The 14,674-nt window shown below is 60.2% G+C and carries 11 protein-coding genes; 3 read left to right on the top strand and 8 right to left on the bottom strand.

Translation table 11 applies throughout. The annotated features are described in order from the left end of the window. Positions 1 to 19: 19 nt before the first annotated feature. From AC1RMX_RS04905 to AC1RMX_RS04895, 3 genes are read right to left on the bottom strand one after another with little or no spacing between them, the layout of a single operon-like run. Complete coding sequence (locus AC1RMX_RS04905; protein WP_493070743.1) at positions 20 to 1,000, bottom strand: HlyD family secretion protein; 981 nt, start codon at positions 998 to 1,000, stop codon at positions 20 to 22. A gap of 4 nt (positions 1,001 to 1,004) precedes the next feature. After that, a complete protein-coding gene (locus tag AC1RMX_RS04900; RefSeq protein WP_096820375.1) occupies positions 1,005 to 1,205 on the bottom strand; it encodes a DUF1656 domain-containing protein in 201 nt (66 codons plus the stop codon). Then, the gene (locus AC1RMX_RS04895; RefSeq protein WP_493070741.1) at positions 1,195 to 3,330 is read right to left on the bottom strand and encodes an FUSC family protein; all 2,136 of its coding nucleotides are present in this window, start codon (positions 3,328 to 3,330) and stop codon (positions 1,195 to 1,197) included. Before AC1RMX_RS04895 ends, AC1RMX_RS04900 begins: the two co-directional genes overlap by 11 nt. Positions 3,331 to 3,522: 192 nt before the next feature. Between AC1RMX_RS04895 and AC1RMX_RS04890 the strand changes: the two genes are divergently transcribed. The 3 genes from AC1RMX_RS04890 (at position 3,523) to AC1RMX_RS04880 (ending at position 7,887) form a co-directional block, all read left to right on the top strand. Beyond that, on the top strand, positions 3,523 to 4,578 hold the full coding sequence (locus tag AC1RMX_RS04890; RefSeq protein ID WP_096820373.1) for a tetratricopeptide repeat protein: 1,056 nt from the start codon (positions 3,523 to 3,525) through the stop codon (positions 4,576 to 4,578). Positions 4,579 to 4,717: 139 nt separating this feature from the next. After that, a complete protein-coding gene (locus tag AC1RMX_RS04885; RefSeq protein ID WP_192560862.1) occupies positions 4,718 to 6,220 on the top strand; it encodes an ATPase domain-containing protein in 1,503 nt (500 codons plus the stop codon). Beyond that, positions 6,217 to 7,887, top strand: coding sequence for an ATP-binding protein (locus AC1RMX_RS04880; RefSeq protein WP_493070738.1), 1,671 nt, complete (start codon positions 6,217 to 6,219; stop codon positions 7,885 to 7,887). Before AC1RMX_RS04885 ends, AC1RMX_RS04880 begins: the two co-directional genes overlap by 4 nt. A gap of 13 nt (positions 7,888 to 7,900) precedes the next feature. Here AC1RMX_RS04880 and AC1RMX_RS04875 read toward each other — a convergent pair whose 3' ends face one another. The 5 genes from AC1RMX_RS04875 to AC1RMX_RS04855 are packed head-to-tail and all read right to left on the bottom strand — an operon-like array spanning position 7,901 to position 14,445. Next, positions 7,901 to 8,278: a response regulator gene (locus AC1RMX_RS04875; RefSeq protein WP_007954537.1), complete on the bottom strand. Its 378-nt coding sequence runs from the start codon at positions 8,276 to 8,278 to the stop codon at positions 7,901 to 7,903. Positions 8,279 to 8,322: 44 nt separating this feature from the next. Then, the gene (locus AC1RMX_RS04870) at positions 8,323 to 9,537 is read right to left on the bottom strand and encodes a hybrid sensor histidine kinase/response regulator (RefSeq protein WP_096820370.1); all 1,215 of its coding nucleotides are present in this window, start codon (positions 9,535 to 9,537) and stop codon (positions 8,323 to 8,325) included. Then, on the bottom strand, positions 9,531 to 10,124 hold the full coding sequence (locus tag AC1RMX_RS04865; RefSeq protein WP_096820369.1) for a chemotaxis protein CheB: 594 nt from the start codon (positions 10,122 to 10,124) through the stop codon (positions 9,531 to 9,533). Before AC1RMX_RS04865 ends, AC1RMX_RS04870 begins: the two co-directional genes overlap by 7 nt. After that, positions 10,121 to 10,954, bottom strand: a complete 834-nt coding sequence (locus AC1RMX_RS04860; RefSeq protein ID WP_096820368.1) for a CheR family methyltransferase — start codon at positions 10,952 to 10,954, stop codon at positions 10,121 to 10,123. The genes AC1RMX_RS04865 and AC1RMX_RS04860 overlap by 4 nt, the downstream gene beginning before the upstream one ends. Beyond that, the gene (locus tag AC1RMX_RS04855) at positions 10,954 to 14,445 is read right to left on the bottom strand and encodes a response regulator (protein WP_192560860.1); all 3,492 of its coding nucleotides are present in this window, start codon (positions 14,443 to 14,445) and stop codon (positions 10,954 to 10,956) included. The genes AC1RMX_RS04860 and AC1RMX_RS04855 overlap by 1 nt, the downstream gene beginning before the upstream one ends. Between the last annotated feature and the right edge of the window lie 229 nt (positions 14,446 to 14,674).

Below are 14,674 nucleotides of genomic sequence, written 5' to 3'. Positions count from 1 at the left end.
AAATTCTTTGCCCCGCGTATCATTCGGTCGCGGGGCTTTTTTGTGCCTGTCTTTCATGGTTTTCCAGCACCGTGACGGTCGCCGTGGTGCCTGCCCTCAAACGCCCCTTGCCCGCGTAATCCGGGTCGATCCCGATTCGCACGGGGACCCGCTGCGCCAGCTTCACCCAGGTGTAACTGGGGTTGATGTTGGCCAGCAATCGACTGCCCGGCGCGTTTTCGCGGTCGGCAATGGCGAAGGCGATGCTTTGCACCGTGCCGCCAAATTTTTCGCCGCTCATCAATTCAATCCGCACGCGGTCACCCTCCTCGATCCTTGGCAGTTTGGTTTCCTCGAAATAGCCACTGACATAGAACGAGTCGCTGTCGACCAGTGCCAGCAACGCGCCGCCAGCCACCGCGTAATCCCCCTGACGGGTCAACAGGTTGGTGACATAGCCGCTGACCGGCGATTCGACACGGGTGCGCTGCAAGTCCAGCTCGGCCTGAGTCAGTGCTGCAATCGCCAATTGCACGTTGGCTTGCGCCAGACCCAGATTGGCCTGGTTGCGCAGCAGATCAGCCTGGGCCACGGCCACTTCGGTACTGGACTTTTCCCATTCTTCCCCGGAAATCGCAAAGCCCTGCTTGAGCGTGCGTCTGCGCCGTTCTTCGCTCTCGCGTTGCTTGAGCAACGCCTCGCTGGCTACGATGGCGGCCCGGGATTGGCCGAGCGTGGCCCTGGCCACTTCGACCGAACGCCTGGCATGTTCAACCGCCAGGCTGTAGCGAGCCGGATCGATCTCCAGCAGCAATTGGCCCTTGTCGACATGCTGGTTGTCCTGCACCGCCAGACTGACGATACGCCCCGAGACATCCGCCGACAGGGTCACGACGTCCGCCCTCACCCGCGCATCCCGTGTCCATGGGGCTCGGGTGTAATGCTCCCAGGCGAACCAGCCGAGCACGATTGCCAGCAACACCACTGCCAATGTCGTCAATCGAGTGAGCAACGTCTTCAAGGCATCAGGCTCCCATCAACAAAATCAATGTGGCGCAAACACAGGCGTACAACGCCCCTTCGAACAGCGCTTCATGCCAGACCAGACGCAGCACGCCGAGGCGGCGCAATACCCAGTCCAGCAATAGAAAGACCGGGATGGCCAGAATCAGGGCCTGAGCAATGGGCGGCAGGTAGACGCCACCGACCTCGAAATCAATGGGCAAGGGCCGGTACTCCTTCAGGGACGTTGTGTTGCAGATACTCACCGTGACGTTCAAGGAACGAGACGACGATCAACAAAGCAACGCGCATACGAAACACGGACCACAGGTGTTCATGCGTCGCGGCATGCAGGTCATCCAACTGATCACCGAGCGCGTGCAGCGTCGTCAGCAAGGCTGGCAGGTGCACATCCGGACGGCCAGCGACGAAGCGGCCGGTCTGGCGCAAAGCGGTCATCAGTTGCTGGCCGAAAGCGTCCGTGAGCAAGGCGTTGCCCTGCAACTGTTGCCTGAGCTGTTGGATGGCCACGCCGAGTGCCACACAGGCAAGACTGATTTCATATCGTCGTTGCATATCCGGATCATTGGCTGCCGGCAACAGCCCCAGCATGGTTGTCAGGCGATCGACCATGCGGCTTTCGAACGTGAATTGCTGTTCGTCTGTAGCGGGCACTTTCGTCAGTTGATACACCTGCTCCCGCGCTTCGTTGTAGAACCGGCGGATTCGCAACACCGGGCGGAACGGAAAAATCCAGGCATAGACGATCAGGGCCAGCATCGCCGCACTGACGTAGGCACCGGCAAACTCGAACCATTGGATAGCGGTGTTCTGCCCGGTGCCGACGTTCTGCGGACCGAGCATCAGGAAACTCGACAATCCCAGCCCCATGCCGATGCCCGCCGTGGCCGGGCTGGCCAGTCCGACCGCAATCACATAGAGCAGAGGCGCCAGCAACAGCGCCAGCCATTCGAAGTCGTTGACCGCCGGCACCAGCATGAACTGATACAGCGCCGAAACCACCAGTGCCAGGCCCAATCCCCGGGCGTAGCTCTGCGCAGCGATCAAGGGGCGCGGGAACGTTGCCATCAGTGAACACAGAATTCCCACCAGAATCATTCCACCACGTGCACCGTCCCACGCCGTTTCGATCCAGATCAGCCCGGCCACCAGCAGTGCGCTGAAGGCCCGGATGGCGTTCATGGCTGCCAGGGTGAAATCCAGGTGCAGCGGACTAGACTGGCCGCGAAACATGCAACTGGCCTCCCGTCCTTCCTGTATCGCTTCGCTCAGTTCGAGGATCTGCTCCAGTTGTTGCAACAGCCGCGCCTGCTCCCAACGCAGCGCCCATGCCAGCGAACGCAAGGTGGCGCTCATGTCTTCGGTCAACTGTTCGGCCCTGTAGGCCAGCGCTTCGAATTGTTGCTGCAGGACAACCAGTTGGTGCCGCATGTCTTCCGGCAGTGAACGCCCGTACTGTGCCAATTGATCGAGAAACGCCAGCTCATCGGCACGCAAACGCTGGACCTCGAGCGGCAGATCGCCGTCCCAGCGCGCGGTCAGCAACTGGCGCTGATGACGCAGGGCTGTCAGGCGCGACGTCAGCAGCATCAGTTGATTGCCCAGCATCAACACCAGGTTGTTGGCACTGCGCAGGCGCGGGGCATCGAAATACAGATGGCGACGCAAGCCTTCCAGGGCGCTGATTTCTCCGAGCAACTGCATTTGCCGGCGCTGGAATTCGGCTTCGCTTTCTTCGGTACGAATCACTGCGGCGGCATGGGTGGCAACCAGTTTGATGACCTGATCGACTTTGGCGAAGTAGTTGCGCGAAACCGCCTCGGGGCGGGCCGTGAGCAGGCTGACAACACAGACGCAGGCCACCGCGAGCAAGGTTTCAGTGACCCGGGTGACCGCCAGAAGAAAGGTGCCGTCCTGATCCGGGATTGCCAGCAGCGCCACCACCACGGCGGTGTAGCCACTGAGCACGAACGCCTGGGAACTGGTGTAGCGCAGCAACGTGCCGCCAGCCGTGCACAGGGCCAGCCACAGCGCCAGGGTTGTGATGAATGGCAAAGGCGCCTGAGGAAAAATCGCCATGATCAGCACCGCCACAGCAGCGCCAAGGGTAGTGCCAATGACCTGACCGAAACTGCGGGCCAACGCCATCCCCGCCAGTGGCTGACTTATGATGACCACGGCCATGATCGACCACTTGGGTTGATCCAGATCGAACAGGAACGCCAGGTACAGCGTCAGTAGCCCGGCCGCAATGGTGCGCAGGCCAAACAGCAGCACTGCCTGACCAGGGTGGATCACGGCCTTGAAATAGTTGAACAGGGCTTGCATGAGCGCACTCGCCAAAGGAACTTCACCAAGCGTAGTCACTGCATCGAGAGCTGGCCGGCTTCCGGGGCCGACAGATGTTGTAGGGCTATTCATCAATGGTGGTCGGTCATATCGGGTACAGCGTTTGACTCACGGCTTCAGCTGACCGAAGCTTGCCCCCTCTGCGTCAATATAAAAGCTTCGGATACCTGCATGCCTCAGTCCCGCCGCTACTTGTTCATCAGTCTTGGCCTCGTGCTTGTCCTCCTGGTTGGATGGCTGTCCCTGCGCAGCACCGCGCCCGTGGTGCCGGAGGCCATCAAGCATGGTTTCAGTGAAGCGCTGGCCGCCGCACGAGCCGGTCAACCGGGCGCGGCGCGGGTTTTGTACCAACAGCTGGGGCGTCCGGACCTGTCGGTCAAGCGGCGTGTCTGGCTGCACGCCGAACTGCCGAACTACCCGAGCCCGCAAGCGTTGAAACTGGCCGATGCCGATCTGCAGAACGAATCCCCGGATGTACGAATGGCGGCGATCAGGAGCGTGACCGGCCTGGTGCCGGGCGGCCAGCGCAGTCTGTTGCTCGGCCCGTTGCTCGACGATGAGGATCAGGACGTTCGATTTACCGCGATCAACGCTCTGCTCGGCTTGTCCCCCGATCAGTTGGGCCTTTATTTCGCGCCGCTACAGCAAGGCATCGACGTGTGGGAGCAGGCACTCAAGAGCCAACCGGAAAGCGCCGCCAACTACGCGCAACTGGCACGTCTGTATCTGCACAATGCCGAGCTCAAGCAGGCACAGGATGCTCTTGAGCAAACCCTGCGCCTGGATCCTGCCAACCTGCCGGCGCTGGTGATGCAGATCGAAGTGCTTGACCGTCAGGGCCAGAGTGACGCTGCCCGACAACTGCTGGCCCAACAATTGAAGGCTCAGCCGGATTCCGCCTATCTGCAACATGCGCTGGGCCTGTGGCTGCTACATCACGATCAACGCGAATTCGCCCTGCTCGGCCTGTCCAAAGCCGTGGAGCTGGAGCCCGACAACAAGGACTATCGCTACGACCTCGCCACCACGCTGCACGGCGCTGAGGAACTGGAAGCGGCGCAGAAACAGTTGCAGGAAATCGTCCAGCGCCACCCCGCCGACCGCAAGGCCCGCGTGCTGCTGATCAATTACTGGAAAGAAAGTGGTCAGTTACAGAACGTGCAGGTCCTGCTGGCCCAACTCGAACAGATGAATCCGGACGATCCGTCTCTGCAGCAAGGTCTCTGAGCGACGTCAGACAACATCCTCGACACATCTCGCAAGAAATTCGGAACCGCCCTCTCGGCAAAGGGTCAAGTAAACAGGCAGCCCGCAAAGGCGTACACCGCCCGCTGCCTCGTTTCCCCTAGTCATGAGAGGGCATTTTTTGTCTACATCGAACGAGTTGATCAGCGCAAAAGCCGCCACAGGCATCGAAGGGCTGGACGACATTCTGGCCGGCGGTTTGTCTCGCGGTCATGTGTTCCTGCTGGAGGGCGAGCCCGGTACCGGTAAAACCACGGTGGCGTTGCATTTTCTTCTGGCCGGCGCCCGGGCCGGCGAGCGCTCGCTGTACATCACGCTGTCCGAAACCGAGCGCGAACTGCGCCAGGGTGCACTCTCCCACGGCTGGGACCTGAACGAAAACATCGAGATTTTCGAGCTGACACCGCCGGAAAGCCTGCTCAACGCCGAGCATCAGCAGAGCCTGCTGTATTCCTCTGATCTGGAGCTGGGCGAAGCCACCAAACAGATTTTCGAAGTGGTCGAGCGTTTCAAACCGACCCGCGTGGTGCTCGACAGCCTGTCGGAGATCCGTCTGCTGGCGCAAAGCTCCCTGCGTTATCGCCGCCAGATCCTGGCGATCAAGCACTACTTCGTGCGGTATGACGCGACGGTATTGTTGCTGGACGACCTGACGACAGAGTCCCTCGACAAAACCGTGCACAGCGTGGCCCACGGTGTCATCCGCCTCGAAGAGTTGACCCCCAATTACGGCGCCGAACGCCGACGTGTGCGGGTGATCAAGTACCGCGGCCAGAAATATCGCGGCGGTTTTCACGACTTCACCATCATGGGCGATGGCGTGCATGTCTTTCCGCGTCTGGTGGCGGCCGAACATCGGGGCGATTACCCGCGTCTGCAATTGACCAGTGGCATCCACGAAATGGACGCGCTGCTGGGCGGCGGGATCGAAACCGGCTCCAGCACGTTGATTCTCGGCCCGGCCGGTACCGGCAAATCGCTGATTTCGATGATCTTCGCTGCCGCTGCGGTCACGCGTGGCGAGAAAGCGGCACTGTTCATTTTCGATGAAGAACTGGGGCTGCTGTTCGAGCGCATGAAGAACATCGGCATCGACCTCAAGGCCCTGCAAGCCACCGGCAATCTGCTGATCGAGCAAGTCGACGCCGCCGAACTGTCTCCCGGCGAATTCTCTCACCGGGTACGACGCTGCGTTGATGAAGCCGACATCAAGACCGTGGTGATCGACAGCATCAACGGCTATCAGGCCGCGATGCCGGAAGAGAACGCGCTGGTCCTGCACATGCACGAACTGCTGCTGTACCTGAACCGCAAAGGCGCCGCGACCTTCATGACCGTCGCCCAGCACGGTCTGGTCGGCGACATGCAGGCGCCGGTGGACATCACGTATCTGGCCGACACCGTGATCCTGTTGCGCTACTTTGAAGCCCTCGGCAAGGTGCGTCGGGCGATTTCGATCATCAAGAAACGCACCGGCAGCCACGAATCGACCATTCGTGAATACCGGATTTCCGCCCAGGGCATGACCATCGGCGAGCCGCTGGAAGCTTTCCAGGGTGTACTGCGCGGCGTGCCGACCTACCTCGGCGCGAGCAATCCGCTGCTCAAGGAAGACAACTTGTGACCGTCACCGTCCCGCTGTCCGAACGGGCGCTGATCCTCGCGCCCCTGGGTCGCGACAGCCAGATCGCGCTGATGATCCTCAACGAGGCCGGTTACGGCGGTCTCATCACGTCCGGCCTGGGGCATCTGTGCGCCGAACTGGAACCCGGCGCCGGTCTGCTGCTGATCGCCGCCGAGGCCCTGAATGGCCCGGACCTGGAAGGCCTGCTGGCCTACCTGAAGCAACAACCTGCGTGGTCGGACCTGCCGATCGTCCTGCTCACCCATCACGGTGGGTCCGAACAAGGTCCCTCCTCGCGACTCAGTGAATTGCTGGGCAACGTGACATTCCTTGAACGCCCTTTCCATCCGGCGACCTTGATCAGTCTGGTCACGACTGCCCTGCGCGGACGACGACGACAGTACGAAGCCCGCGACCGTCTGATCGATCTGAGCGAAAGCGAGCGACGCCTGCAATCAACCCTCGAAACCCTTGAGCAACAAGTCGAGGAACGCACGGCGCAACTGCGGCACAACGAAGAAGCGCTGCGCCAGTCGCAGAAGATGGAAGCGGTCGGCCAGCTCACCGGCGGTATCGCTCACGACTTCAACAATATGCTGACCGGGATTATCGGCAGTCTCGAATTGCTGCGCCGGCGTCTTGCACGGGGTCGTACCGACGACCTCGACAGCCTGATCGATCTGGGCGTGACGTCAGCCAACCGCGCCGCCGGCCTGACTCACCGCTTGCTTGCGTTTTCCCGGCGCCAGTCGCTGGACTCCAAAGCCGTGCAGATGAACGATCTGGTGCAATCGATGGGCGAATTGCTGCAACGCAGCCTCAATGAAAGCATTCAATTGGATATGCGTCTGCACGAACAATTGTGGGTGGCCGAGGCCGATCCCAATCAACTGGAAAGCGCCCTGCTCAACCTGGTGATCAACGCTCGGGATGCGATGCCCGACGGCGGCAATCTGGTAGTCGAAACCGGTAATCAGGTGCTGGACCGCGACTTCACTGCGACTTACAGCAATCTGTCGCCGGGCGATTACGTCGTGTTGAGCGTGACCGACAATGGCTGCGGCATGCCGCAGAGCGTGATCAACCGCGCGTTCGATCCGTTTTTCACCACCAAGCCCATCGGCCAGGGCACAGGGCTGGGCCTGTCGATGATCTACGGTTTCAGCAAGCAATCCGGTGGACATGTGTCGATCGACAGCAAGATCGATCAAGGCACCACGGTCAAACTTTATCTGCCGCGTTTCCAGGGCGAGTCACTGCCTCACGCGCTAGCAGACACGGAGCAGGCGCCGAACGCCGTGGAAGGCGAAACCATCTTGATCGTCGAAGACGACCCGGCCGTGCGCGTGCTGGTCAGCGCGGTATTGAGTGAATTGGGTTACGGGTTTGTCGAAGCCGGCGATGCTGACGGCGCCATGCCGATTCTGGATTCGGAGCAACGTATCGATCTGCTGATCAGCGACGTCGGCCTGCCGGGCATGAATGGCCGGCAACTGGCGGAAATCGGCCGGCAATACCGGCCAGAGCTGAAAGTCCTGTTCATCACCGGTTACGCCGAGCACGCCGCGGTACGCGGCGGGTTTCTCGACCCGGGCATGCAGATGATCACCAAGCCGTTCACCTTCGATCTGTTGACGGCGAAGGTGCGGGAGATGATCAAGAGCTAAGGCGGTTGACGCCTCAGGCCAGCAGTTCCTGAATCTTCTCCTGCAACACATCCAGATCGAACGGTTTTTCCAGGATCGGCGCCCGGCGCGTGATCGGGCTGCCGGTCTCACGAATTTCCTGCGGATAGCCGCTGATGAAGATCACTTTCAGATCAGGTCGCAATTTGACGGCGGGTTCGGCGATCTGCACGCCGGAGATCCCGCCCGGCAAGCGGAAATCGGTAATCAACATGTCCAGATGCGGCTTGCTCGCCAGAATCTCGAACGCCTGCTCGCCGTTTTCGGCCTGCAACACGCGATAGCCCTGGCCTGACAAATAATCGGTCAGGACCATCAGGATCACCGGTTCGTCCTCGACGACGAGTACTACATCTTGTGCATCTACGCTCATGGGAAGCCTTTGTTCGGTCAATAGCTGCTGATACGACCGTGTGGTCACTCAGAGGTTGCGTTTGTTTCGCCGTTTTCCTGGAGCGGCAGACAAACGCGAAACAGGGCGCCTTCGTTGATCTTGCTCTCGACGACGATGGAACCGCCATGGGCGGCGACGATCTGCTCGGAAATGAACAGACCCAGCCCGAGGCCGGCCACCACCGTCTTGGCGGAAACCCGTTCGAACTGTTGAAAAATGCGTTTCTGATTCTCCTCGCTGATACCGATGCCCTGGTCCGCGACTTCGACCCGAGCCTCATTGCCTTCGCGATAAACCCGCACCTGCACCGGGCTCTTGCCGCCATAACGCAAGGCGTTGGTCAGCAGGTTCGACACCACTTGCTCGATGCGGAATTCGTCCCACTGCCCTTCCACCGGTTCGGCGGCGGTGAAGCTGACTTCGGTCTCGGCCGCTTCGATCTGCTGGGCGAAATTTTGCAGCAGGTTGCCGACCAGTTGCGCCAGATCGAAACGGCTCGGTCGGATCGACAGCTTGCCGGTGCGGATCCGCGACACGTCGAGCATGTCCTCGATCAGGCGGATCAGGCTTTTGATCTGGCGCTCGTCGCGGTCGACCATCGCGTGCATCTTGTCGAGGGTGAACGCGGCGGCGTTGTCCCGGGCCAGGTGCATCTTGCGTAGCTGGGTTTCGAGGATAAGGCCGTTGAGCGGCGTGCGCACTTCGTGGGCGACGATCGACATGAAATCGTCACGCATGCGCACCGCCTGCTCCAGTTCGCCCTGGGTGCTCTGCAATTGCTGAAGCAGCGCTTCCTGTTCGCGGCGGCTCTGTTCGAGGGCTTCGACCTGTTGCTTCATCGCCTTGCTCTGGCGATACAGGTCGACGAATACGTTGACCTTGCTCTTCACCGCGTGGATATCCAGCGGCTTGTGCAGGAAATCCACGGCACCGCTTTCATAACCCTTGAACGCGTAATTCAGTTCACGGCCGGCAGCGCTGACGAAGATGATCGGGATGTTCTTGGTTTTCTCGGTGCCGCGCATCAGCTCGGCCAGTTCAAAGCCATTCATGCCGGGCATCTGCACGTCGAGGATGGCCATGGCGAATTCGTGTTGCAGCAGCAGCGACAGCGCTTCGTCCGCCGACAGCGCTTTGTAGACGGTGCGGTCTTCGCGTTTGATCAGCGCTTCGAGAGCCAGCAGGTTCTCGGGCAGATCGTCGACGATCAGCAGTTTTGCCTGGATATTACTCAGCATGCGATTCGTTCCAGCTCGACAAGCAGACGGCCGATGCCGCGTATGGGAAGTATGTGATCCGGTTGATGAATCTTCAGGGCGGCCTCGGGCATGGTCGCCACCAGAGCGTCGTCCGGATCCTGAACAATGGTCAGCCCGCCATGGCGCTTGACCTGCGCCAGGCCCCGCGCGCCATCGTGATTGGCCCCGGTCAGCAGCACGGCAGCCAGCGCCGGGCCGTAGACATCGGCTGCGGACTCAAACAGGAAATCGATCGAAGGCCGCGAATGATGCAAGCGGTCTTCCAGGCTCAACGACAGGCTGCGGTCCTGTTCCACCGACAGGTGATAGCCCGGTGTGGCGAAATACACGGTGCCGGGCTGAATGTCCTGTTTATCGATGGCTTCGGCGACCGGTAACGCCACTCGCCGGGCAAACACATCGGCGAGCTGGCTGCGCCGCTCTTCCGGCAGGTGCAGGACGATGATGATCGGCAGCCCGAACCCTGACCGCAGCGAACCGAGCATCGTCAACAAGGCCTCGACGCCACCGGCGGAAGCCCCGACCACAATCGCCTCGACCCGAGGCAAGTCCGCTGCACTGTTCATGATTTGCGGTAGATCCGTTCTTGTTTCACCAAGGGCTCGAACTGGTTGGAATAGCCGGAAAAATCCAGCGTTTCCTTGCTGCCCAACACCAGGAAGCCTCGGTGGCACAACGACTCATGGAACAATCCGAATGCTCGATCCTGAAGTTTTTTATTGAAGTAAATCAACACGTTACGACATGAAATTAATTGAGTTTCAGAGAATACGCTGTCCGTCGCCAGGCTGTGGTCGGCGAAGGTCACGTTCTCGCACAGGCTCTTGTCGAAAATCGCGTAGCCATACGCAGCAGTGTAGTAGTCGGCGAACGAGCGCTGACCGCCGGCCTGCTGATAGTTGGCGGTGTAGGCGCGCACGTTTTCCATCGAAAAGATCCCCTGCTTGGCCTTGTCCAGCGAGCGCGGGTTGATGTCGGTGGCGTAGATGATCGTGCGGTCGAGCAAGCCTTCCTCGCGCAACAGAATCGCCATCGAATAGACCTCCTCACCGGTGCTGCACCCGGCGATCCAGATCTTGATCGACGGATACGTCTTGAGCAGCGGCACCACCTCCTGACGGATCGCCAGGAAGTGCGACGGATCGCGGAACATCTCGCTGACCGGAATCGTCAGCAATTGCAGCAATTGCATGAACGCCGTCGGGTCGTGCAGGACCTTCTCCTGCAACGCCGAAATCGTCGCGCATTCGAACTGGCTCAACGCATGTTGCACCCGGCGCTTGATCGACGCGCCGGAGTAGTCACGAAAGTCATAGCTGTACTTGAGGTAGATCGCCTCGATCAGCAAGCGCAATTCGATTTCGCTGTTTCGTTCTGCTGAGTAACTACGTTCCACTAAATGCGTTCCATCTTCGGCAACCACACGCGAATCAGCGAGAACAGGCGATCCAGGTCGATGGGCTTGGCCAGGTAATCATTGGCGCCCGCCTGCAGGCAGCGCTCCTGATCATCCTTCATGGCCTTGGCCGTTACCGCAATGATCGGCAGCTTGCGCCAGCGCGGATCCTTGCGGATTTCCATGGTGGCTTCAAAACCATCCATTTCCGGCATCATCACGTCCATCAGCACCAGGTCGATGTCCTCGACTTCATTCAGTTTTTCAATCGCTTCGCGACCGTTACGGCCGATCACCACGACTGCACCCTTGGTTTCCAGCGCGCTGGTCAGGGCGAAGATGTTGCGTACATCGTCGTCCACCAGCAGCACTTTGCGACCCTCGAAGACCTTGTCGCGGCTGCGCGCGGTCTTGAGCATCTTCTGCCGTTCATGGGACAACTGCGATTCGACTTTGTGCAGAAAGAGTGTGACCTCATCCAGCAGACGTTCCGGCGAGCGCGCACCCTTGATGATGATCGAACGCGAATACTTGCGCAGATCGGCCTCTTCATCGCGGGTCAGGTTGCGTCCGGTGTAGACGATGACCGGCGGGAACGAGCAGATGTCTTCGGTGGACATGCGCTTGAGCAGATCGTTGCCAAGCATGTCCGGCAGCTTCAGGTCGATGACCATGCAATCGAAGATCGTCGTGCGCAGCAGCTCCAGCGCGTCCTGTGCCAGGCCGACGGCGGTGATTTCAATGTCGTCATCACCGATCAGGCGGGCGATGCTTTCGCGTTGCAGATCGTCGTCCTCGACCAGCAGCACGCGTTTGACCTTCTGGGTCAGCTTGGCTTCAAGGCGCGCGAACACGTCCTTGAGTTCTTCGCGGGTGGTCGGTTTGACCGCGTAGCCGATAGCGCCCATGTGCATGGCCGCTTCGACGCGGTCTTCCACAGAAATCACGTGCACCGGGATGTGCCGGGTTTCGGCGTGTTCTTTCAGGCGTTGCAGAACGGTCAGGCCCGAGTGGTCCGGCAGGCGCATGTCCAGCAGGATCGCGTCCGGCACGAACTCTTTCGCCAGGTCATAACCTTCATCCGCACCGTGGGCGACCAGGCACTGATAGCCCAGTTCGTGGGCCAGGTCGTAGAGGATGTGGGCAAAATTCGGCTCGTCTTCCACCACCAGAATGCAGCGGGTATCGAACGGTGCCTTGTTGCGGTCGTCGTTGAAACGCGGGATGTCGACGGACGCCAGCGGCGACACCGCGACGGCAGGTGTAATGACCGGTGCGGACGCCGGCGGACTGAAGGTCAGCGGTGCAACCGGCGTATCACCCGGTTCGCTGTATTGCTGCGGTAACACCAGCGTAAAGGCACTGCCCTGCCCCGGCGCGCTGCTGACGCTGATCGAGCCGCCCAGCAAGGTCGCCAGATCCCGGGAGATCGACAGGCCCAACCCGGTGCCGCCGTATTTGCGGTTGGTGGTGCCGTCGGCCTGGCGGAAGGCTTCGAAAATGCTTTCCTGCTGGTCCTGGGCAATCCCGATCCCCGAGTCGCGCACGATAAAGGCAATGCGATCGTCCGGTTGTCCGGCGATGGTCAGGCTGACTGTGCCGTGTTCGGTGAATTTCACGGCGTTGGACAGCAGGTTCTTGATGACCTGCTCCAGACGCTGGCGATCGGTGAACAGCGTAATCGGTGCGTCCGGCTGCAACTCGACGCTGAACGCCAGTTTCTTGTCCGCCGCCAGTGGTTCGAATACACCGCGCAGGCCTTCGGCCAGGCGCGCCACGCTGGTGTTTTCCGGGACCACTTCGAGTTTGCCGGCTTCAACCTTGGAAATGTCGAGAATGTCGTTGATCAGGTTGAGCAGATCGTTGCCGGCGGAATAGATCGACTCGGCAAACTTCACCTGCTCTGCACTGAGGTTGTCCTGCGGGTTTTCCGCCAGCAGCTTGGCCAGGATCAGCGAACTGTTCAGCGGCGTGCGCAGTTCGTGGGACATGTTGGCGAGGAATTCGGATTTGTATTTGCTCGAACGCTGCAACTCTTCGGCGCGCTCTTCCAGTTGCACCTGAGCCTGATTGAGCTCGGTGTTCTTCTGGTCCATGGCGTCGCGTTGCTCGGCCAGGGTCTGGGCCTGTTCGGCCAGTTGCTCGTTGGTCTGCTCCAGCTCGACTTGCTGGGTTTCCAGATGCGCCTGGGACTCCTTGAGAATCCGCGACTGTTCTTCCAGTTCTTCGTTGGCGGTTTTGAGTTCTTCCTGCTGCACCTGCAACTCTTCGTTGAGCTGCTGGGTTTCGGCCAGCACTTCCTGTAGACGCTGACGGTAACGCGCCGCTTCGATGGATGTGCCGATGTTGCCGGCAATCCGTTCCAGAAGCGCCACATCACGCTCGGTGAGCGGACGCAGGAAGCCGAGCTCGATCACGCCGTTGACCCGGTCGTCATCGCTGGTCGGTACTACCAGCACGCTGTGTGGAAGGCCTTCGCCCAATCCGGAGCTGACCTTGAAGTAGTCGGCCGGCACCGAATCGAGACGAATCAGCCGCGCCTGCTGCGCGACCTGGCCGACAATGCCTTCACCGCTGTAGATCGATTGTTCCTGCTCTTCCTGCTCGCGGGAGAAACCATAGCTAGCCACGCGTTTGAGCCCGCCATGCTCTTCGCGTACATACAACGCAGCCACGGCAGTGCCAAGGTACTGGGCACAGAACTGCAGAATGTTGCGGCCCAGCAGATTGAGCGTCAGTTGCCCCAGGACTTGTTCGGCCAGCTCGGTCTGGCCCGTGCGCAGCCAGGCCTGCTGCTCCAGGCGTTCTGCGCTGGCCTTTTGCGCAGCGAGGTTGGCGCCATAGCTACTGGAAAGGCTGAGCAGATCGCGACGACCGATATAAGCCAGCAAACCGCTGATACCGGCGATGAACAGCAGGTACAGGCTGATGCTCCAGATGGTGGTGCGGCGCACATCTTCGTTGCGCGTGGTGCGCAGCGTCTGCTCGGTATCGATCACGTCCTCGAATTGCTTGCGGATCTCGTCAGTGAGGCGTTTGCCGCGCCCGGCCTTGACCGCGGCCTTGTAGTCGCCGCTGGCGCGCTGCAGGTCGATCATCGATTGCGCGTAGGTCGCCCACTCGGTTTGCAAGGCTTGCAGGCGACGCAGGCGGTCGGTCTGCACCGGGTTGTCGGCGGTCAGTTCAAGCAAGGTGTTGAGCGCTACGGAGATACGCGGCTTCGCCGTTTCATACGGGTCGAGGAAGTGTTCGTCGCCACTGAGCAGGAAACCGCGCATGCCGGTTTCCAGGTCGACGGTGAGTTTCACCGCTTCATTGGCGTTATTGATCACCCGGTCGGTGTGTTCCACCCACTGGATCACCGACAACAGATAGGTGATCAGGCAAACGAAGAACACCGCGCTGATTGCGCCCACACCCAAAGGCAGGCTGACGTTGCGACTCAGTAGTTTGCGAAACCGTTGCTCATCAACCGAAGACGGAGAGGACATGTGGCAGCCTTGTCGAACTGTTGAAAACCAAGGAGTTTGCCCCAAAACGGCGGCATGGATCCATTTTTCTCACAGTGTTAGCACTGTTTTCCCACATTTGCCTGCGCCGATTCACAGGCCAACGGTTATCCTTGCCCGCCCGTTTGCACCTATTCTTTTTTGTATCCATTCGGGAACTTGTGGCTATGCGCCACTTACTCATGCAAGAGCCCGGCAATTTTGATCGACC

Source organism: Pseudomonas sp. GW822-FHT03F04 (genome assembly GCF_058801405.1).
Note: the sequence above shows the minus strand (reverse complement) of the source record. Positions and strands in the feature narration are given on the sequence as shown.

Coding starts and splice junctions, on each gene's coding strand:
- AC1RMX_RS04895 (WP_493070741.1), bottom strand. CDS start 3,330: ATGCAAGCCCTGTTCAACTATTTCAAGGCCGTGATCCACCCTGGTCAG.
- AC1RMX_RS04890 (WP_096820373.1), top strand. CDS start 3,523: ATGCCTCAGTCCCGCCGCTACTTGTTCATCAGTCTTGGCCTCGTGCTT.
- AC1RMX_RS04875 (WP_007954537.1), bottom strand. CDS start 8,278: ATGAGCGTAGATGCACAAGATGTAGTACTCGTCGTCGAGGACGAACCG.
- AC1RMX_RS04870 (WP_096820370.1), bottom strand. CDS start 9,537: ATGCTGAGTAATATCCAGGCAAAACTGCTGATCGTCGACGATCTGCCC.
- AC1RMX_RS04865 (WP_096820369.1), bottom strand. CDS start 10,124: ATGAACAGTGCAGCGGACTTGCCTCGGGTCGAGGCGATTGTGGTCGGG.
- AC1RMX_RS04855 (WP_192560860.1), bottom strand. CDS start 14,445: ATGTCCTCTCCGTCTTCGGTTGATGAGCAACGGTTTCGCAAACTACTG.